The 18,394-nt window shown below is 34.6% G+C and carries 19 protein-coding genes and 1 tRNA gene; 4 read left to right on the top strand and 16 right to left on the bottom strand.

Translation table 11 applies throughout. The features are described from left to right. Nucleotides 1-235 precede the first annotated feature (235 nt). Together ES711_RS07230 and ES711_RS07225 are read right to left on the bottom strand one after the other, a co-directional pair. Nucleotides 236-1,021 (bottom strand): UDP-2,3-diacylglucosamine diphosphatase, encoded by a 786-nt coding sequence (locus ES711_RS07230; RefSeq protein ID WP_146892050.1) that lies wholly within the window; start codon nt 1,019-1,021, stop codon nt 236-238. Between the two features lie 78 nt (nt 1,022-1,099). Then, nucleotides 1,100-1,549, bottom strand: a complete 450-nt coding sequence (locus tag ES711_RS07225; RefSeq protein WP_146892047.1) for a 6-pyruvoyl trahydropterin synthase family protein — start codon at nt 1,547-1,549, stop codon at nt 1,100-1,102. A gap of 116 nt (nt 1,550-1,665) precedes the next feature. Between ES711_RS07225 and ES711_RS07220 the strand changes: the two genes are divergently transcribed. Continuing rightward, entirely contained in the window at nt 1,666-2,307 is a 642-nt protein-coding gene (locus ES711_RS07220; RefSeq protein ID WP_146892044.1) for a 2OG-Fe(II) oxygenase, read from the top strand. A 128-nt stretch (nt 2,308-2,435) separates the two neighbouring features. Here the strand turns inward: ES711_RS07220 and ES711_RS07215 are convergent, their stop codons facing one another. Together ES711_RS07215 and ES711_RS07210 are read right to left on the bottom strand one after the other, a co-directional pair. Next, entirely contained in the window at nt 2,436-3,770 is a 1,335-nt protein-coding gene (locus ES711_RS07215) for an MATE family efflux transporter (protein ID WP_146892872.1), read from the bottom strand. Beyond that, the gene (locus tag ES711_RS07210) at nt 3,767-4,267 is read right to left on the bottom strand and encodes a GNAT family N-acetyltransferase (RefSeq protein ID WP_146892042.1); all 501 of its coding nucleotides are present in this window, start codon (nt 4,265-4,267) and stop codon (nt 3,767-3,769) included. The genes ES711_RS07215 and ES711_RS07210 overlap by 4 nt, the downstream gene beginning before the upstream one ends. Nucleotides 4,268-4,309: 42 nt before the next feature. Here ES711_RS07210 and ES711_RS07205 point away from each other — a divergent pair, with 42 nt between their 5' ends. The 3 genes from ES711_RS07205 (at nt 4,310) to ES711_RS07195 (ending at nt 5,322) form a co-directional block, all read left to right on the top strand. Then, nucleotides 4,310-4,837, top strand: a complete 528-nt coding sequence (locus ES711_RS07205) for a universal stress protein (protein ID WP_246139143.1) — start codon at nt 4,310-4,312, stop codon at nt 4,835-4,837. Between the two features lie 7 nt (nt 4,838-4,844). After that, entirely contained in the window at nt 4,845-5,108 is a 264-nt protein-coding gene (locus ES711_RS16485; RefSeq protein ID WP_246139142.1) for a hypothetical protein, read from the top strand. A gap of 137 nt (nt 5,109-5,245) precedes the next feature. Then, nucleotides 5,246-5,322, top strand: a tRNA-Ala gene (locus ES711_RS07195). Nucleotides 5,323-5,594: 272 nt separating this feature from the next. Here the strand turns inward: ES711_RS07195 and ES711_RS07190 are convergent. From ES711_RS07190 to kbl, 12 genes are all read right to left on the bottom strand, one after another. Further along, nucleotides 5,595-5,945, bottom strand: coding sequence for a hypothetical protein (locus ES711_RS07190; protein WP_146892039.1), 351 nt, complete (start codon nt 5,943-5,945; stop codon nt 5,595-5,597). A 136-nt stretch (nt 5,946-6,081) separates the two neighbouring features. Then, nucleotides 6,082-6,276 carry a hypothetical protein gene (locus tag ES711_RS07185; RefSeq protein ID WP_146892036.1) on the bottom strand — a complete coding sequence of 65 codons (195 nt, stop codon included), beginning with the start codon at nt 6,274-6,276 and terminating at the stop codon, nt 6,082-6,084. Between the two features lie 112 nt (nt 6,277-6,388). Then, complete coding sequence (locus tag ES711_RS07180) at nt 6,389-6,802, bottom strand: hypothetical protein (RefSeq protein ID WP_146892035.1); 414 nt, start codon at nt 6,800-6,802, stop codon at nt 6,389-6,391. A gap of 344 nt (nt 6,803-7,146) precedes the next feature. After that, nucleotides 7,147-8,148, bottom strand: coding sequence for a toprim domain-containing protein (locus tag ES711_RS07175; protein ID WP_262713417.1), 1,002 nt, complete (start codon nt 8,146-8,148; stop codon nt 7,147-7,149). Further along, nucleotides 8,126-9,619, bottom strand: coding sequence for a DNA primase family protein (locus ES711_RS07170; RefSeq protein ID WP_246139141.1), 1,494 nt, complete (start codon nt 9,617-9,619; stop codon nt 8,126-8,128). The genes ES711_RS07175 and ES711_RS07170 overlap by 23 nt, the downstream gene beginning before the upstream one ends. Nucleotides 9,620-9,622: 3 nt before the next feature. Next, complete coding sequence (locus tag ES711_RS07165) at nt 9,623-9,916, bottom strand: hypothetical protein (RefSeq protein WP_211363059.1); 294 nt, start codon at nt 9,914-9,916, stop codon at nt 9,623-9,625. Further along, entirely contained in the window at nt 9,916-10,257 is a 342-nt protein-coding gene (locus ES711_RS07160; RefSeq protein WP_146892028.1) for a helix-turn-helix domain-containing protein, read from the bottom strand. Before ES711_RS07160 ends, ES711_RS07165 begins: the two co-directional genes overlap by 1 nt. 110 nt (nt 10,258-10,367) lie before the next feature. Then, nucleotides 10,368-11,264 (bottom strand): hypothetical protein, encoded by an 897-nt coding sequence (locus ES711_RS07155; protein WP_146892025.1) that lies wholly within the window; start codon nt 11,262-11,264, stop codon nt 10,368-10,370. A 68-nt stretch (nt 11,265-11,332) separates the two neighbouring features. Next, nucleotides 11,333-12,475, bottom strand: a complete 1,143-nt coding sequence (locus tag ES711_RS07150; protein ID WP_170245248.1) for a tyrosine-type recombinase/integrase — start codon at nt 12,473-12,475, stop codon at nt 11,333-11,335. 408 nt (nt 12,476-12,883) lie between these two features. Next, entirely contained in the window at nt 12,884-15,643 is a 2,760-nt protein-coding gene (locus ES711_RS07145) for a PD-(D/E)XK nuclease family protein (RefSeq protein WP_146892020.1), read from the bottom strand. Nucleotides 15,644-15,709: 66 nt separating this feature from the next. Then, nucleotides 15,710-17,071, bottom strand: a complete 1,362-nt coding sequence (locus ES711_RS07140) for an OmpA family protein (RefSeq protein ID WP_146892017.1) — start codon at nt 17,069-17,071, stop codon at nt 15,710-15,712. Nucleotides 17,072-17,196: 125 nt separating this feature from the next. Beyond that, the gene (kbl, locus tag ES711_RS07135; protein WP_146892014.1) at nt 17,197-18,393 is read right to left on the bottom strand and encodes a glycine C-acetyltransferase; all 1,197 of its coding nucleotides are present in this window, start codon (nt 18,391-18,393) and stop codon (nt 17,197-17,199) included. Between the last annotated feature and the right edge of the window lies 1 nt (nt 18,394).

Here is an 18,394-nt window from a genome sequence, read left to right as displayed (position 1 = left end):
TTTCTAAGACGAAAGGAAATTAAATCAATATTGAAAGATGCTACTCAAATGTTAGTCAAGCTCCCATATTAATCTAGAGGATATCATATTAATACATGAAAACTGAAAAACCAAAAAAAAAAAATTTGCTTGGTTTTGATATCATTTCTCAAAGATAAAGTGACCGTTAAGGAATTAAAACCTTAAAGAATTTATCTTCTGACTTTGATCATTTTTAAATCAGAACAGCGCTTTCTTATTTTTGATTCGGTTTCAATTCATGTTCATTTTTAAATGTTTTTAACAACAAGTCCTCTCCATCAAAAACAGCATAGGTATAATATTGAATCCAATCGCCTAAATTGATATACGTTGACTGTTCATTTAATTTAATTTCCATCGGCAAATGGCGGTGGCCAAACACAAAATAGTCGCGGTGTTTGGATTCCAGTTTCCGTTTTGAATACTGAACTAGCCATTCTTTGTCTTCACCCAAAAATTGGGCGTCGTCATCTCCAGAAATCAATTTGTTTTTTACGGAGAGATGCTGGGCTATTTTCACACCTAAATCAGGATGTAGCCATCTAAAACACCATTTAAAAAACGGGTTAGTAAACACCTTTTTCATCCGTTTATAGCCTTTATCGTGAGGGCCCAGACCATCACCATGACCTATAAAAAAGAGTTTGTCATTAAAAATGAATTCCTTTGGCTTATGAAACACCTCAATATTGAGTTCTTCCTCAAAATACCCGTGCATCCATAAATCATGGTTACCCACAAAATAGTAAATAGGAATACCGGAATCGCTGATTTCTGCAAGCTTCCCCAAAGTGCGTGTAAATCCTTTTGGAATCACAGTTTTATATTCAAACCAAAAATCGAATAAATCGCCGAGAAGGAAAATTGCTGCCGCATCAGCTTTGATATCGTCTAACCAAGCCACAAATTTCTTTTCACGCGGAAAAGACTCTTCATGCGTAGGCGCTCCCAGATGATTGTCAGAAGCAAAGTAAATTTTTTTTCCTTTGGGAATATTCATTTAGTAAATATAAATATAATAGCCACGAATACACGAATGTTTTTAACAGACTGTGGACTGAAAACTGCCAACTGTAAACTAGTTATCACTCGCAAACCATTCTGCAAAACTGGAATCCGTTTCCTGAAGTCTCAATGCAGACAATTGAATGGTTTCTGGTAAATGTTTTTTGATCTTTTCTGCAAAATCAATCACCATCATTTCACTTGTAGGTTGATAGTCGACTAAGAGCACGTTGTGGTCTCTATCTGATAATTCTTTTGCCAATTCAACATGTGGTGTGTTTTTATTAAATACTGTGGCGTGGTCAAAGACATCGACGATTTCGGTTTTGACGATTTTTTTCAAATCAGAAAAGTCAATAACCATCCCGTATTTTACGTTAGTGGGATCACTAATAGGCGTGCCAATGACAGTCACTGATAATTTATAACTGTGTCCATGTACATTTTTGCACTTGCCATCATAACCATAAAGGGCGTGGCCAGTTTCAAAAGAAAATTGCTTGGTAATTCTGATTTTGCTCATTTAGCATCAATTTATTGCAAAGATATTCAAATTGTAAAAGGAAACCGTTTTTAGATTACATTTGGCCGATAATTATCATGTATTTAATAGATGGTTATCCTTTTAAATCGCTTTTAATGACTCAACTTTTTGAAGAGATTGATTTTGTTGAAAATCCGTTGTACGAACAAATCATCGCGGATATCATTTCACAAAAGTATGCCATTGTTGAAGACTTTTTTACGGATGATGAGGTTCAGGTATTACGGCAATCTTTACTTGATAAACACGAAGAAGATGTATTCAAAAAGGCGGCTATTGGCAATAGAGTCAATGAAGTTATCGTAAAATCTATTAGAGGTGATATTATTTTATGGATTGATGAGGCACATACCAATGCTGCTGAAAGTCTGTTTTTTACGAAAATAAATAATCTTGTCGGTTATTTAAATAAGACTTGTTTTTTAGGAATTCTTCGTAAAGAATTTCATTATGCCATTTATCCACAAGGCACATTTTATAAACGTCATTTAGATACATTTCAAAATGATGATCGTCGAAAACTGTCGTTTGTATGTTATTTGAATGAAGCGGGTTGGTTGCCAGAGAATGGTGGCGAATTAGTATTGTATTTAGATGATGATGGACGAGAGGTGGAAAAGATTATTTATCCGTTGCCTGGTCGGGTAGTTATTTTTGAAAGTCAAGTCCTTGAACACGAAGTAAAACCAGTCCATACCCAAAGACTGAGTATTACAGGATGGTTAAAAACCCGTTAAGATTATCTGTTTTTTCTGCGGTTATACACATATACCACAATCAACACGATGGCTAAGATTAAAAACAGACCATTTCCGCCTAAAAAATTTAAAAATTCCATAGTTTTTGTAATTATTTGTTGCCAAAGTTAATCGTTTTGGTGGCTTTGCAAAAAGAGTTTTCTAAATTTTATGATCAATGGTAAACCTCTTGCCACCATCCATAAGGTCATGGCAATAAAAATGGCATACAGCTGATATTCCAAATAATCCAAATAAAGTAGGACGGGTAAAAAGACAAGAAATGTAGCGCCTAATAATACATTGCGGAGGTATTTCATACGGCCTAAGCCTTTAAACATCCCGTCAAAAATAAACGCCAAGGCGCAAATAGGCTGCATCAACAGCACGATCCAAAACACGTCGTAAAAGGCTTTTAAAACTGCAGGGTCATTAGAAAACAAATTGCCTAATGGATAGTATAAAAGTGCTCCAACGCCCGCTATTGCAACACCAACCAAAATGCCATACTTTATGAGTTTATTGCTCAGCGCTATAAGCAAATCCGGTCGGTTGGCACCAAATAATTTACCAGATAAAATATTTCCTGCACTGGCATAACCATCAATCATAAACGCACCCAGAAACCATAAATTAATGGCAATGGTATAGGCTGCAATGTATTCTTTCCCGTAACTGGTAGCGTAAGCGTTGGCAAAGTATAAGGTGAAGTTGAGAGCTAAAGTTCTCATAAACAGGTTGGCAATCATTAATAAAAATCGGTTGATCTCCTTATTGAAAGGGAAGGTAATTTTAAGAGGAATGATCGTTTTTGTCAATAAAAAATAAGCCGAACATAAAGCCATTAAAAACTGTGCTGCCACACTGGCGTACGCCGCGCCTTCAATATTCATAGGGGTTATGTAACCGTTAATACCATAAACAAGGATGATGTCTAAAACAATGTTTGCTGTAGCCCCAATGATGGCAATAATCATGGGATAGAAGGTGTTTTGTAAGCCTCTAAACGCTCCAAATACGGCTATGGTAAACAGGGTAAACGGAAATCCGAAGACGCGAATTTTGTAATAGGCGACGCAATATTCCAATATCAAATCTGAAGCATTGTAGAGTTTGAAGATAAATTGTGCAAACGGATAAGTGCCTAAAATAATCAGAACACTTAATAATGTAATGATAAAAATGGCTTGTGCCGGTAAAGATTTAATATCGTCCAACCGGTCTGAACCGACATATTGCGATACAATGGACGAAATCGCGCTACGGGTTTGCCCCAAGACCCAGATCAACATCGAAATAAAAGCACCTACAATGCCCACCGCGGCTAGTGACTCTGTGGCGTTCACATTAATATTGCCCACAATGGCGGTATCCGTTATAGATAAAATTGGTTCTGAAACGCCAGCAATGAGGGCAGGTATGGCAATCCGGTTGATATTTTTTAAACTGATGGCAGATTTCACAGGACGTACTCGTAACAATAAAATGGATGTTCGCTTTGTTTAGGAAAATAAATAGAGCCTAAACGTTTGTAATTGCGAAGTTCGTAAAATTTTTGATTTCTAGGGTTTTGGGAAAATGTATCCAAGCGTATGGAAGCAAAATCATTATCCTTGCCGTATGTTTCTGCAAATTCCATCAGGTGCTGGGCATAACCATTGCCTTGATAATCGGGATGTACCGATAATCGGTGGATATATAAATTATTTGCATTTGGGGTTAACCAAGATATGGGTTGATATTCGGCATCCATCAAGGTAGAAATGACAATGGAGCCAATAATCGTTTCTTCTTGGGTTAAAACATACAGTTCATTTCTTTGAATATCCTTTTCAAAAGCCGCCGCATTGGGGTAATGTTCGTTCCATTGGTAAATAGTCTTAGCTACCATATCTCTTGCACAAGCCGTGGTAACTGAGAGAATCCCGTCAATATCTTTAAAGGTCGCTTTCCGAATCATTTTAATGTTTATTTTAGCCGAAATTTAGTATTAATAATGCACATGAAAAATATTTTAGTCCCAGTAGGATCTTCAAAAAATGCCGTAAGTCATTTGCAGTATGCCGTTGATTTTGCCCGAACCTTTGGGGCTAAATTATACGTGGTGCAAATTTTGAGCGTCACTAAAAAATCTGGAACCGTTGATAAAGGTGATTGCACCTTAGAACGCGAAAGTATGGAATTTTTGAAGGCTCACGTGGCTAAAGTGGATTCTACAGGTGTTAACGTAGTTGTAAAAACCTTTAAAGGAAAGTTGATTCCAACCTTAGAACTCGTTTGTCAGACCGCAGATATTGATTTAATTTTGGTAGAGCCGAGAACGAATTCCATAAAAGAAGAAGTGTATTTAGGCAAAACCTCTGGTAAGATTATCAAACAAACTAATATTCCAGCTTTAATAGTGCCTGAAGAATTTAAATTTCAACCTATCGAGAACATTTTAATTGCTTTAAAATCAGCAGTCCTTAAAAAAGATGATGTTTTTACGCCATTAATTTTCTATAAAAGAGCAGTTCAAATCAAAAATTAATTTACTTTTGGTCCAGACTCCGTTCTATAATGAAGGCGACTTTATTGTAAATAAAGAGCTGGCAGATTTGTTAAGCCACACAACATATAGTACGAATGCTACAACATTTCAGGGCGTTTTGGACAATTATAAGGATAGTAAACCAAATATGCTATGTGTGGTAAGACGAAAACGAGGTTTTTTTACGAAGATTTGGGAGAATAATACCATTCTTAAAAAAGACTTTAACAGTTCGTCCTTGCCAGTTTTGGTTTTAGGTGGATTGAAATAAAGTTGAAATACTTAAGCTTGTCATTAGAAAGGCCTAAGACTTATTTGGTGTAGAAATTTGCGAAAGCAAATAGAAGCCAGAACACGAGTAAAATATTTAAAATCTGCCGCCGGGAGAAGGTGGCGCAAACATAATTTGGGGATGTAGCTCAGTTGGCTAGAGCGCTTGGCTGGCAGCCAAGAGGTCGTCGGTTCGAGCCCGATCTTCTCCACCAATGAAACCAATGCTTTCAAGCGTTTTTGAAAGTGTTGGTTTTTTTATTTGCACACTATTTGCACACTAACTGAGAATTAGGCTAGTTTGGAAGACTATCAATTTGTAATATAATGTTTACGCATATGAGCTGTTGCATGTTTTAGAACGAACCACTCAAAATAAATACAGGCTTTAAAAAATCCGCAAGATTTTCCAAGTGACGTCTGTCCAAGCCATCGCTTACACTGTGTTCTGTGTGGTGTTTTTTTTTACTGTTCGCTATAGCTTAGATTACATTTTAAATTCCTTCCCAAAAATTAAAAGGTATTTTTCTTTAGAAACTTTGTTGACATTTTCGCCTAAATATTTGCCATCTATTCTCAGAGTTCCCATCCAACCAGATTCAATATTTGCAATAGAGAATAAGCCAAGATTTGTAAATTTCATATCAAAAACAGGTGAAAAATAATATTCATTACTTTCTAAAATTGGTTTTGCGTTTTTGAATAATCTTAACATAAAGTGTTTGTTTAAAGGGTCTTTGCTGTTATCTATTTTATTTAGAAATTCGTTTTCTGAAGTATTTGAGACAAACATTGCTATTATAACTATTCCTATAATAATATAAATTATTTTTTTCATTTCATTTAGATTCTGCTATTTTTCTAAACTTTTTATTTAGTTCTCTATGGTCATTTCGGACAATTTGTTTTTATTTATTGGGGAATGTTTGTTAACATTAGACACAACATCAGATAAGGATGAATTTATTATCTAATTAATTACATCCTGCTCTTTTCTTTCTTTCATTATATTGTTGAGTAACTTGATCGAGAGCAGCTTGACTACCACCCGTGTAATTTAATGCCTTAATGTATTGCGCATGTAACTCAGCACACTCCTCATCATTTGCATCATCACTTGAGCAATTGAATAATAGAATTGAGATAAAAAGTACGAGAAATTTTTTCATAATTTTAAATTTTAATTGGTTGAGTATTTATCTAATAAATAATATTTCTTAAACTTCTAACGTATTTTATTTTAGTATGCATAGGATATAAACATTTCTTTGTAAGATTATCTTATCTCTTATATCCTTTAAAATTACTTTTCATTTCATCGTTTTCTAGCATAATTATTACATCCATTCCACTTTGAGGTTTTATGCAAATAGCTGTATTTCTACCTCTATCATCGGTGGCTAAAATGTTGCATAAAGGGTCATCACCAAAATGTTGAGTAGGAGTATATCTGAAAATTGCACCATCACCCGTTTTTAATTCTAAAGTGTTGTCACTTTTTACAGTAAAATATGCTTTTTCTTCCAATTCTCTACCATTCATTTCTGTTAGCACAAACATGGGTGGTTCTCCATAATTATTGTTGTTAGAGTTTTCGTATTCACTATTTTGAGTGTCAGAACTATTATTTTTAGTAGATTCAAAACATGTAATAGCTAAGACTGCTATCAATGCAATAAGAATTATTTTTTTCATTATAACAGATATTTAATTGAAATTATTTTTTTTTAGATATTACAAATTCCACTACCAAATAATTTGAGATTTATCCTTTTGTGTATGTGTATCATTAATTTTTGTACTTTTTTGCAACAAGATAGTTATTTTTAATTGTTAGTTATTTCTAAAAATTAAATATTAAGGTATTGTTTATTAATATATTAAAGATATGACAATGGGATTATTGGTTTTTTAAATCTTATTAAGAAATATGTTACCAAATACTTTAAAAACTACCGAAAATTTTTTACATCCACTTGTAAGCCTTTTTATACTTCTTCATTGGGGGGGTGTGGGTGGGTGCTCTTTTATTTGTTAGTTTAATTTAAGTCAGGTTTTATCATAATTAAGTAGTCTGCAATGTCTAAACCTTGTTCTTTTTCACATTCTGTTGATTTATCTCTTAAAAGTGTTGAGGTTCTAAAGGTTGCTAAACTGGTAAGCTGTGGAATTTTATCGTTCCATAAATCAAAACATTTAAGGTCGGGAAAAAGCACCACGTTACGCCCTTTTAAGTATCTTGTTCTGGTTTCGTTTAGGTTGTTGGCACTTCCACACGCTAGCCAAATAAATTCGGGCAAATAAACGCTTGAAATAATAGCGGTTTTTTCGCTTTCAACTATGGCAACGGGTTTACTGGCATCTTCATTTAGTAAGTGTTCACCAAAATAGCATTGTTCCAAATTGAAACTGTCAAGTTTTAAAGCCTTATGTGCCCAGTTAATATGATTATAAGGTTCTTTTACTCTTTTGCCATTTAAAGCATTGTATAACATAATCTTACCACTTCTAACATTTTTGTTTCTATCGACTTGCCAAAATACGGTTGCACCTTGCCAATGCTTTGAAGTACCAATATTGTATTTATCTGCTAAGTTATAAGCTACTTCATAACTCCAAAGACTGGCTAAGTAATCAATAAAGTAATTAGGGCTTTTACTGGCTTTGCTTTTATCCATAACCTCAGCATTAACAAAACTGGTTTTAGGTTTTGGTTTAGGTTTTGCCCTTGTTGTAACGTTGTGGTTAATCGGGGTATCAAATGAAATATTATTATCATTAAAATACTGCTTTGGCTTATAGTGATAACCACATTTTACAAGCCTATTGCAGTAGCCAACGGCAGCATTCAAATACTCGTTAGCTTGTAGATCAATGTACTTTGTAAACACGCCTTTTTTATTACAGTTTGAGCAATGGTAACGGGTTTTCATTCCGTTGTATGGTTCTAATGTGTATCTGTAACCCTTCAATGTGCTAATATTTTTTTTTAGAGGTGCATTTAGTACACTTACTACATTAAAATATGTTTTCTGAAACATTTGTATCTCTTTCGATATAAATCGGATAACCGAAACTCTGCCTAATACCCAACTTAAATCCGTTTTTCTTTAATCTACTCGAAAAGGTACGACTTGAACATATTCCATAACCACTATCTAAACAATAGGTTTTATATTCCGTATAAATGTCTATTAAAGGTCTTGTTTGGTTTATTGAAATTTCATAACCCTTATCATCTAAAAACATTAATACGCTGTCGCTTTCCTTTCGATATTGCAATACTTCATTTTGAACTATATTACTTTGTGAAAAGTCTTTGTTTTTTAGAAGTCGAGTTAAGCCATTCAAAACCCAGTTGAACACACCCGATAATTCAGTTTCGATGATTCGTTGTGAAAGTTCTTTGTCTTGGTTGTTCGGTGCTATGGTAACCCTAAAAGGTAGGATTATAAACCTCCTAAAAAATGCGTTGGTGTTCTCAACCTCTTTGGGCAACTCGTTACAGTTAAACATAAACCTTGCATAGTCAGAAATGATTTGAGTATTCTTATAAAGTAATCTTGCTTCGACTGGTTCGCCCGAAATTAGAAGTTTAAAAATATTGCTTTCTAGTTTGCCGTTTATTTCACTTGCATAGTTGAGTAGCTTATTTACTAACATTGCCCTTGAATTGCCATTTTCTGCCGTTAAGGATTGCAGCGAATAGTTTGCAACGTTTTGACAACCTAATAAAGCCATTAGCACCTCAAATAAAACACTCTTACCATTTGCACCAGTACCAAATAACAATAAAACCTTTTCAAGCTTTAAAACGCTGTTCTTTACAAATATGTAACCCAAATATTCTGCAAGTATATTCTGTAATTCGGATTCGGGCAATACCTCATCTAAGAACTTCTGAAACTGTGGTGCTGTTGCTTCGCTATTATGGGCAAAGGGTAATTGATAGGTTAAAAAATCGGACTTCTTAAACGTTCTTAAAAACTGTTTCTTTGGCGTTATTTCAAAAGTGCCATTGTTGAGGTTTATTAAAGTAGTTCCAGTAGTCGGCTTAATCTCTTTTAATCCTGCATCTGCAATAAACTGTTTATACAGTTCATCTTTGAAAAGGTGGTGTTTAGCATCAAATTTATCAACACCCATTTTTAGGGCAACTTCTCCTAAAAAGTCTTTAAAAACATCATCGCTTACATTCTCCCAGTATTCGGAATTAAACAAATAAATAAATTCACTTTTACGGCAAAGACTAAACCCGTTATCGTTTACATTCTTTAATAGCAATTCAATACAGGCAACTAAATAATGTTTCTTTTGTAACTTGTCTTTGTCATTATCCAGTTTGCAATAATCCCTAAAGTTTACTGGCTCGATACCTTTTAGCATTTCATTTAAAATATTATCAACTTGATTTTGCTTTAGGTGTTCTTTATCCATTTTAACCGCTTCTAATATGGTTTTCGCTTCGCTTAGTATCTCATCAATACCAATACTTGATTTTTCTGTTTTCATAGCTTAAAACAGTTTTAATTGGTTCGACTTTGGGAAGTGTTTCGGATTTGTAGTAATATACCACGCCCAATGATTTGTTATCTTACATCTTTGACGTTTTACCTCAGCTAAAAGACCTAGTTTTTCTAAATCTCGCTTATACCTAGTGATGCATTTTTGAGATATACCAGTTGCTTCAAATACCATTGTAGCGGTCGCAATATGATTTTGTAAATAGATAAATATGGTTTTTAATTGGGTACTTTTATTGTTACCTTGCCTATGTCTTTTATTCGGGTTGTTATCTTGGTTTTCCATTATCTCAACCCGTTTTTATGATTAGACAAAAATTCATCTGTTTCAGCTACTATCTCTTTTGAAGTTTTCTGCTTTCCAGTCTTAATCCAGTTTATAATTTCAGATTTGAAAAAATAAAGTCGATTACCCTTTTTATGGTATGGTATTTCGTTACGTTGAACGTAACCGTAAAGGGTTGGTTTTGATAAACCCGTTAAAGGTGCAACCTCATCAAGTTGTATCGGGTTTTCAATTTCTTGTTGAGGTTTAGCCTTCTGAAGTAGTAAGGCTTTTAATTCTTTTACCTCGTTTGCAAGGGTTGCAATTACATTAGGTAATTGCTCAAATTTTAATGCTTCCATTACAGTAAATTTTAATTGTTTGCTGTAATGGTATCTGTTTATTAATGGTCTGAAAACAGTTAGAGTTTAATAGGTATTACTTTAGGTCTGTTAGGTTTGTTTTAAGGTATTTACTTTGCAAAATCTGTATAATCATTTTCATTAAATCCATAAAAAGCATCATTCATAATATTAAAGTATTTTCGTTTTAATCTTGTATGATTTGTTTCTTTATTCTTGTTATTAAAATAGAAATCATAAAACACTTTTCTCACTTTTTTCTTTTGAAAGCCTTTACAATTAAAATTTTGTTTTATTGGTTTTTTATCTGCAAAAGTTGTTTTTATAAAAATTAGAAGTTGTTCATTAGTCAAATAAAACTCGTCATTTTTGTTTGTGGTTTTTGTCAAAACTTCAAAATGTTTAAATACATCATAAATATCAATTTTAGGAATTAGATGGTTTTTCATTTCAAAAACATTATCATTAGATAAATCCTTATTGATTTGTTTAAAATCGGCTTGGCTCTGTGGTAATATTTCAGGGTATGCTGAAGTAATAAAATTTAAAATATTATTGCAGATAATTATGATGTCTTGAATAATGAATGATTTTGTTGTGTCATTGTGTTTTTTTATGAATTGTTTTTTCTCAAAAATTGTGTCATAAAATTGAAATTCAGAATCTTTCAAATAAATTGCGTGAAATTTAAACCAAGTTGAAAACCTTATAATTGGTGGTTCGTCTTTAATAAAAAAGCACTTTTCAAACATATCATCAGGTAAATTAATTAGCTTTTCATTCCATAGGTTAATTATATTAGTGCAATTATATTGTATAGATTTCAATACTATTAAGTTTATGATATTAGTTTCAGTAATGTAAGATTGTAAGGCATAGAAGTCTAAGAATTTTGTTTCTTCTTCACATACTTTGAATTGCTGTATTAACATACCTTTTTCAAAATCATCCATTAACAATTTTCTAATTTGTAATGTTTGATAATCTATTGTACTAATTATATTCATTGTCTTTTATTCTGAGTAATGTAGTTAATGTACTAAATGTACCTTAAAAAATTAAAAATATTTCAGTTCTAAAAATCAAGTAATGAATTAGCAAACTCCTTTTTTGCTTCATCTTCAAAACCTGCAAAGTAATTTTTTGTAACGTTGAGGTCGCTATGGTTTAAAGCTTCGCTTACAAACTCCATACTTGCACCTTTGCGCAGTGAATTTGTGGCAAAGCTATGCCGAGCCCAATAGGTACTTATGTCGTTTGGTAAATCGTTTCTTTTGGCTATTCTTTTTATGTGATCATTAACTAAACGAGTAAAGTTTTTGATTTTCTTGTACTGTGTTTGGATTGTATCTTTTGAATTGACAATATTAAAAACAAAGTCGCTTTTATCTTTATTGCCATAGTTTGAAATGATGCTATTTGTGAAGTCTGTTAAATAGATTGTTATTGCTGTTTTTTCGGCTGTCTTGTCAAATGTTTTAGCCCTGTAATAAGTAAACTTATCTTCTTTAATATCTGAATATTTTAAAAGGGCAATGTCTTTAAAATTCATTCCGTTACTGGCATAACTAAAGAACCAAAAATCTTTTGCTTGTTGCTCGTTTTCATTTTCAGCATCAGCACCAAACAAAGTTTTTAATTGTTTTGCGTTTAAAGCCTTTTTTACTTTTTTGGATTTTGGTATTCTGTATTTGTTTTTAGTAAAAGGGTAAATGTCAATGCTTATGTCATTGGCTTCAATAGCATTATTAAAAATAGCTCTTAATGCCTTTGTATAAATACCTATTGTGGTGTAGCTTCTACCTTTGGCTAACATAGATTTTTCATATTCTTTTAACCAGTCGGCCGTAATAGTATCAAAGGTTAGTTTGTCAATTTTGCTAAGTGCTTCTTTGGCATTGTCTTTATCGATAAAAACGGCTAACGAGTTTAGAGTGTATTTATAGCTTTCAGCCGTTCCGATCTTATCATTACTCATGTTCTTTTGAATAGCTAAGTCGAAATGATACTTAACATTGTTTTTGTCAGAAGATTTGCGAAAGTATTTAGTTTCAAACTTAGCAATGTCAAAAACGGTCATTGCTTCTGCTTCGTCATTTGCTCTGGTTTCAAACTCTAATAATCGTAAACGTATTTTTTTATTTGCACCTCTTAAACTTTTGTTTTCGGGGTTTATCCAAATCGTTTCAAATTCTTTATCTGTCAAATCAATATCCAACGAATAAAGTTTAACGGTCTTTTTATTATTGGCTTTGTTGTAGACTCTTAGTTTAACAGGAAACTTGCCGTTTTCTTTTTCACGTCTTGTATCTAATACTATTGAAATTATGTAACTCATTGCCTTTCATTTTCTCAAATATAATCATTTGCACACTATTTGCATACAATTTGCACACAATAGATATGAACTAACAAATAATAGATATTAAATGAAATTCGTATATTAGCCGTAAACATTAGAGTTAATCAATGATTGAGTATAATTTGTATAAGAAACAGATAGTTTAATTCTTGACTGGCAGCCAAGAGGTCGTCGGTTCGAGCCCGATCTTCTCCACATAAAAAAGCAACGCGGTAGCGTTGCTTTTTTGGTTTTCTAAAAGTCATAACTTAGTTGGTCCATAGATTAATGACTGACATCTTTCTCTATAAAATCTATATCTGGATTCATGATTTCCAAAATCAGTTTTTTTAATTCGATGTGAAATGCCTCCAAAGTTTCGGACGTAATGAGCTGCTCTTTAGTTTGACTGCGTGTGGAAGGTTTTTTTCCAAACTTTAAAAAATAGTCGCCTTGTAGATTCTTAAACGAAATAATCCCTGCTTCAATGGGTTGGGTAAAAGGTTCTGTGGCATTGAGCATATAGGCATAAGCCAAAATCTGAAAACTTTTACTGTATTTGGTGTAGTCTAAACTTAAATCTTCCCATTCGACGATTTCTACCTGGCCTTGGAGAACTTTTCCGGACTTATAATCAATAATCCTTAATGTGCCATCAAACTCGTCAATACGGTCTACCGTGCCCTTTAAATGGACCGGAAATGGTAATTCAGGAATATCTAATTTGATATGGAGCACTTTCTCTAAATCGATTATTTTTATCTGATGGCCAGATTTTAAAGTTTCCAGCTCCTTGTTGATGAAATTATAAACATAGCGTTTGGCAACTTCAAGGATGATCAAGTTTTTACCTTTGGTCATATCACCTTCTTTATACAAGGATTTGAAATGAAGCGCGACCGTATCATTGATCAATGTTTTCATGTCCTTCAAATTGTCTTGGGTCAGGATTTGTCCTTTGTAAGGCACATAAAAATCCTCTAAAGTTTGATGAATAACACTGCCCAACGTATTTACCGCAACCGTTTCTTCAACATCTTCAAAACTCTGAATCTTCAGTACCTTTTGATAGTAGAAATCGATAGGGTTTCTGATGTAATTGGTGAGCGATGAGGGCGAAAATCCGTCGGTCGCTATCTGCTGCAAGCGGTCAGAAACGGACGCTGTCTTGGCAATAATTATGGGCGATTTTTGAGCTACTTCAACCTTTGGTACCACAATACTGTGTTTGATCTTGTGGATATTTTCTATTTGAAGTTGGGTAATAAATCGGCTTTTTTCGCCCCCGTTTAATACGTCTGGCTCGGTGTTATAAATTATATAAACGTTTTTAGCGCGTTGCAAAAGGCGGTAGAAGTGATAGGTGTATACTGCATCTTTTTCTTTAAAGGTGGGCAATCCGTTTTCAAGTTTGACGTCAAAAGGAATAAATGAATTTGTGCTTTTCCCAGCAGGAAGAATGCCTTCATTGACGGAAGAAATAATCACCGTTTCAAAGTCGAGCACACGAGATTCCAGCATCCCCATAATTTGAAGCCCTTGCAAGGGTTCTCCCTGAAAATCTAAAGTTTCACTGCTCAACAATTCTTTGTAGAGATAGTAAAGCGTGGTGCTATTACTTATTAGTTTGTACTGCGTATTGTAGCGTTGCAGTTCGTTAAATACTTGATTAAATCGGTATAAATATTCCAGCGCCAGGACATTTTTCGACTTGTCAAGGTCGAGTTGTGCCTTTAAAGTGAGGATCAGTTGCGTGCAATTTTGAAGTGCCTTTTCAGGAACATTTTGCCAAGATTGGAACATCAATTTTATGATATCTTGTTTTGAATCCGATAAACTCATTAATTTTTCAACAGTAATACTGACAATATTATTGCTCTGAATGTGATTGATGATGAGATTGCTGTAATTTATCCCATTGTGGCTTAACACCGATTGTATAAATGCATGCGATAATAGAGCCACCACATCTTTATAATACAACTCGTTGGTATGGTTCTTTTGAATTTTAAAGATCGCATCAAATAAAGAGGCTAAGGGTACCGATTTTAAAGGTAGTCCCATCGTAATATTTACGGAGTTTACTCTTTCTGGAATGGAATTGAGCAGTGGCATTAAAAGGGTTTCATCGCCTAATACCACCGCAGTATTTTTCAAATCTTCCATTGGTAATGCATCTAACAACTCTCCAATATACTTTACCTGCCCAATGTTTTTAGGGATGGCAATGGTTTGTATGTTTTTTTCAGAACGGTAATTGTCGCCTATCCATTGAAAGTTATTATGGCTGAAATGGGACCAGCTTTTAAGATGTTGCCTGATAAATATGCCGGCATCATGGATGGGGTTGTTTAGAAAAGCAGCATCAATATCCCAATAGATGCGCGCTAAATTGTGTTTCAACAACTCTTGAATGATGCGTTCTTCAGCGGTATTAAGTGCGTTAAAGCCAATAAAAACATGGTGCTTGTCGGGATGCGAAGCCCTGTAGGAAGGGACGCCCTTTACTGCTTTTCTATACACTAAACCTTGGTATCCTTTTTTGCTGGCTATCAGTTCCGTTTTAAATTTTGCGTAGTAAATTTTAAGGCGTTGCCAAAAGGCTAGGTATGTTTTTATATAGGACGTTTGAGGATCGGCAACGGACCAATGGTTAAGCTCCTTAATGGAGCTAAGGTATTCAAAAATATGGTCGGGTGGAATGAGGTAGCGGTCAATCTCATTGAAATCTTGCAAGAGTAACTGTCCCCATTTCGAAAACTGATCAAAGGTTTCTTGTTCAGCTTCAGGAGTGAGTTCTTTATAGACTTTATAGAACTCAAAAAGGAGCTCTGTATTTGTGGCGTAATTCAGTTCAGAAAGTTGTTCGACAAATTCTTCTATCGACAGGATTTCTGGTGCAAATATGGTTTTTGCGACACTTTGGGAGAGAATGTTTTTAAGGAATGTACCGGCTCTTTTGCTAGGTAATATAAAGGTAAGATTTGCTATGTCTAGCTCTTCCTTTTGGATGTGGTCAATAACTTCTTTTAGAAAACTTGTCATGCTATAAATATAAAAAACGCCCCGAATATCGGAGCGTTTTTTCAAAAAATTTATGTGGGTTAAAACTTAGTTTGTAAGTTTTACTTCTACACGTCTGTTGTTAGTTCTACCAGCAGCAGTTTTGTTAGAATCAATTGGATTGTCTTCACCAAAACCTTTAGCAGTTAAACGTTCTTGTTTGATGCCGTTAGCAATCAACCAATCTCTTACTGCGTTAGCTCTTCTTTCAGACAATAATTGATTAGATCTTTCTGATCCAACACTATCAGTATATCCTTCTAAAGCGAAAGTAGCTTCTGGATATTTGTGGAAGATTGCATGCATAGACTCTAATGTTTGAATAGATTCTTTTTTGAAGGTAGATTTACCTGTATCAAATAAGATAGTTCTAGCGTACTCGTTAAGAGTTTTCATTTCTTCAACAGTTGGCTTAACTTCTGGACATCCGTTGTTTGCAACAGTACCAGCTTCGTTAGGACATTTGTCATCTTTGTCTAATACACCGTCACCGTCTGTGTCTTTCCAAGGACATCCTTTGTTTGCAGCAGGACCAGCTTCATTAGGACATTCGTCATCTTTATCAGCTACACCATCGCCATCAGCATCAGGACAACCGTTTAATGCTTTCAAGCCAGCAACTGTAGGACATTCGTCTTTGTTATCTGGAACACCATCACCGTCAGTATCAGGACAACCGTTAAACTCAGCTAAACCAGCTTCGTTAGGACAATCATCTTTTGAATCTTCAATACCATCGTTGTCAGAATCTGGACAACCGTTGAATGCTGCTAAACCAGGAACATCTGGACAAGCGTCATCTTTATCATATACACCGTCTCCATCAGTATCTTTTCCACCGAATTTAAGAGCTAAACCAACAGTGTGTTGGAAATGTGTAGCTAAGTAATCTTCAAATGAATGCTTGTAAGCTGACTGTACAGTCACACCAATGTTTTCAGAAAACCATAAGTTGAAACCTAAAGTTCCATTTGCAGTTCCTGCTCCAATGTCATCAACCCAAGTGTAACCACCACCTACTCCTAGGTAAGGGTCAAACACTGAAGTGTTTAACAAATGACCAAAGCTGTATTTAACTGTACCATCTAAGCCATAGTAAGATAAATCATCAGCTGAACTATCTCCAATTTTACTGATTTCATTAATAGTACCAGCTGCAGTCAATGTAAATCCGTCAGATAAGTATCTAGAAACAGAGATTGAAGATAAAGAAGGTAATACGTTGTAATGATCTCCATAATTGAAGTATTCATCAAAAGTTCCACCTTGTCCGTCTTCACCAGTTGGGTAAAAGTCAACTGCATTCACACCAACCCCAATTGCCCAAGGGTTGTTTTCGTCCTGCGCGTTGACGTTGCTAAAGCTAAATAAAAGCAACATAGCGAAAAATAATCTGCTAAGATTTTTCATATTCTAATAATTTAATTTTTAAGTGTTAATTAATGAACAAAAGTAAGTTGTAAAATATTATTAACAAAGACAAATATATAAAATTATATAGTAATTGCCTTAACTTATCAGTGTTTGGACTGATTTTAAATAATTTCTAAACTTTTTCCGACCTTGATAAATGCAGCGATTGCCTTGTCTAAATGTGCTTTTGTATGGGCCGCTGAAAGTTGTACTCTTATTCTTGCTTTGTCTTTTGGAACTACAGGAAAGAAGAATCCGATCACATAAATACCTTCTTTAAGGAGCATATTAGCCATGGTTTGGGACAGTTTTGCGTCATATAACATCACTGGTACAATTGCAGAATCGCCATCGATGATGTCAAATCCTGCCTTTTTCATACCTTCTTTAAAATAGGCCGTGTTCTCAGCTAAAGTGTCTCTGAGGGTTGTATCCGTAGCCAACATCTCAAAAACCTTTATGGAGGCCCCAACAATTGCAGGCGCAAGGGAATTGGAGAATAAGTAAGGTCTAGAACGTTGTCGTAATATTTCAATAATTTCTTTTTTGCCAGTTGTATAGCCGCCCATAGCACCACCCATCGCTTTGCCTAAAGTTCCGGTAATGATATCAATGCGGTCCATCACACCTTTTTCTTCTAAAGTGCCACGACCGGACTCGCCAATAAATCCAGTGGCATGACATTCGTCAATCATAACCATGGCGTCGTATTTGTCGGCCAAATCGCAAATTTTATCCAATGGTGCCACGATACCGTCCATAGAGAACACACCATCTGTCACTATAATTTTGAAACGTGCTCCCTTTTCATTGGCCGCGATAAGTTGTTGTTCCAGATCTTCCATATTGCTATTTTCATAGCGGTAACGGGCCGCTTTACACAAGCGTACACCATCAATAATAGAAGCGTGATTTAATGAATCAGAGATAATTGCGTCATTGGCATCCAATAGTGGTTCAAAAACCCCTCCATTTGCGTCAAAAGCTGCCGCGTAAAGAATGGTGTCTTCAGTACCGTAAAATTCTGCAATCTTTTTCTCTAAAGTTTTATGAATGTCCTGTGTCCCACAAATAAAGCGTACTGACGACATCCCAAAACCGTGTGAGTCTAAAGTGTCTTTAGCAGCTTTTACCACATCTGGGTGAGAAGACAAGCCTAAATAATTGTTAGCACAAAAATTTAAAACAGTTTCACCAGTATCCAGAGTGATCTCTGCACCTTGAGGTGACGTGATGATGCGCTCTTCTTTATATAGCCCAGCCTCACGTATGTCTTTAATTTCTTTTTGTAAGTGTTGTTGTAGTTTGTTACCGTACATG

Origin of the sequence: Gelidibacter salicanalis, assembly GCF_007997285.1 — a bacterium.
Taxonomy (GTDB): Bacteria; Bacteroidota; Bacteroidia; order Flavobacteriales; family Flavobacteriaceae; genus Gelidibacter; species Gelidibacter salicanalis.
This window is presented reverse-complemented; position numbering and strand designations above follow the sequence as displayed.

Coding starts and splice junctions, on each gene's coding strand:
- ES711_RS07185 (WP_146892036.1), bottom strand. CDS start 6,276: ATGAAAAAATTTCTCGTACTTTTTATCTCAATTCTATTATTCAATTGC.
- ES711_RS07180 (WP_146892035.1), bottom strand. CDS start 6,802: ATGAAAAAAATAATTCTTATTGCATTGATAGCAGTCTTAGCTATTACA.
- ES711_RS07160 (WP_146892028.1), bottom strand. CDS start 10,257: ATGGAAGCATTAAAATTTGAGCAATTACCTAATGTAATTGCAACCCTT.
- ES711_RS07155 (WP_146892025.1), bottom strand. CDS start 11,264: ATGAATATAATTAGTACAATAGATTATCAAACATTACAAATTAGAAAA.
- ES711_RS07210 (WP_146892042.1), bottom strand. CDS start 4,267: ATGATTCGGAAAGCGACCTTTAAAGATATTGACGGGATTCTCTCAGTT.
- ES711_RS07165 (WP_211363059.1), bottom strand. CDS start 9,916: ATGGAAAACCAAGATAACAACCCGAATAAAAGACATAGGCAAGGTAAC.
- ES711_RS07225 (WP_146892047.1), bottom strand. CDS start 1,549: ATGAGCAAAATCAGAATTACCAAGCAATTTTCTTTTGAAACTGGCCAC.
- ES711_RS07175 (WP_262713417.1), bottom strand. CDS start 8,148: ATGTTTCAGAAAACATATTTTAATGTAGTAAGTGTACTAAATGCACCT.
- ES711_RS07140 (WP_146892017.1), bottom strand. CDS start 17,071: ATGAAAAATCTTAGCAGATTATTTTTCGCTATGTTGCTTTTATTTAGC.
- kbl (WP_146892014.1), bottom strand. CDS start 18,393: ATGTACGGTAACAAACTACAACAACACTTACAAAAAGAAATTAAAGAC.
- ES711_RS07220 (WP_146892044.1), top strand. CDS start 1,666: ATGACTCAACTTTTTGAAGAGATTGATTTTGTTGAAAATCCGTTGTAC.
- ES711_RS07170 (WP_246139141.1), bottom strand. CDS start 9,619: ATGAAAACAGAAAAATCAAGTATTGGTATTGATGAGATACTAAGCGAA.
- ES711_RS07145 (WP_146892020.1), bottom strand. CDS start 15,643: ATGACAAGTTTTCTAAAAGAAGTTATTGACCACATCCAAAAGGAAGAG.
- ES711_RS07190 (WP_146892039.1), bottom strand. CDS start 5,945: ATGAAAAAAATAATTTATATTATTATAGGAATAGTTATAATAGCAATG.
- ES711_RS07205 (WP_246139143.1), top strand. CDS start 4,310: ATGAAAAATATTTTAGTCCCAGTAGGATCTTCAAAAAATGCCGTAAGT.
- ES711_RS07230 (WP_146892050.1), bottom strand. CDS start 1,021: ATGAATATTCCCAAAGGAAAAAAAATTTACTTTGCTTCTGACAATCAT.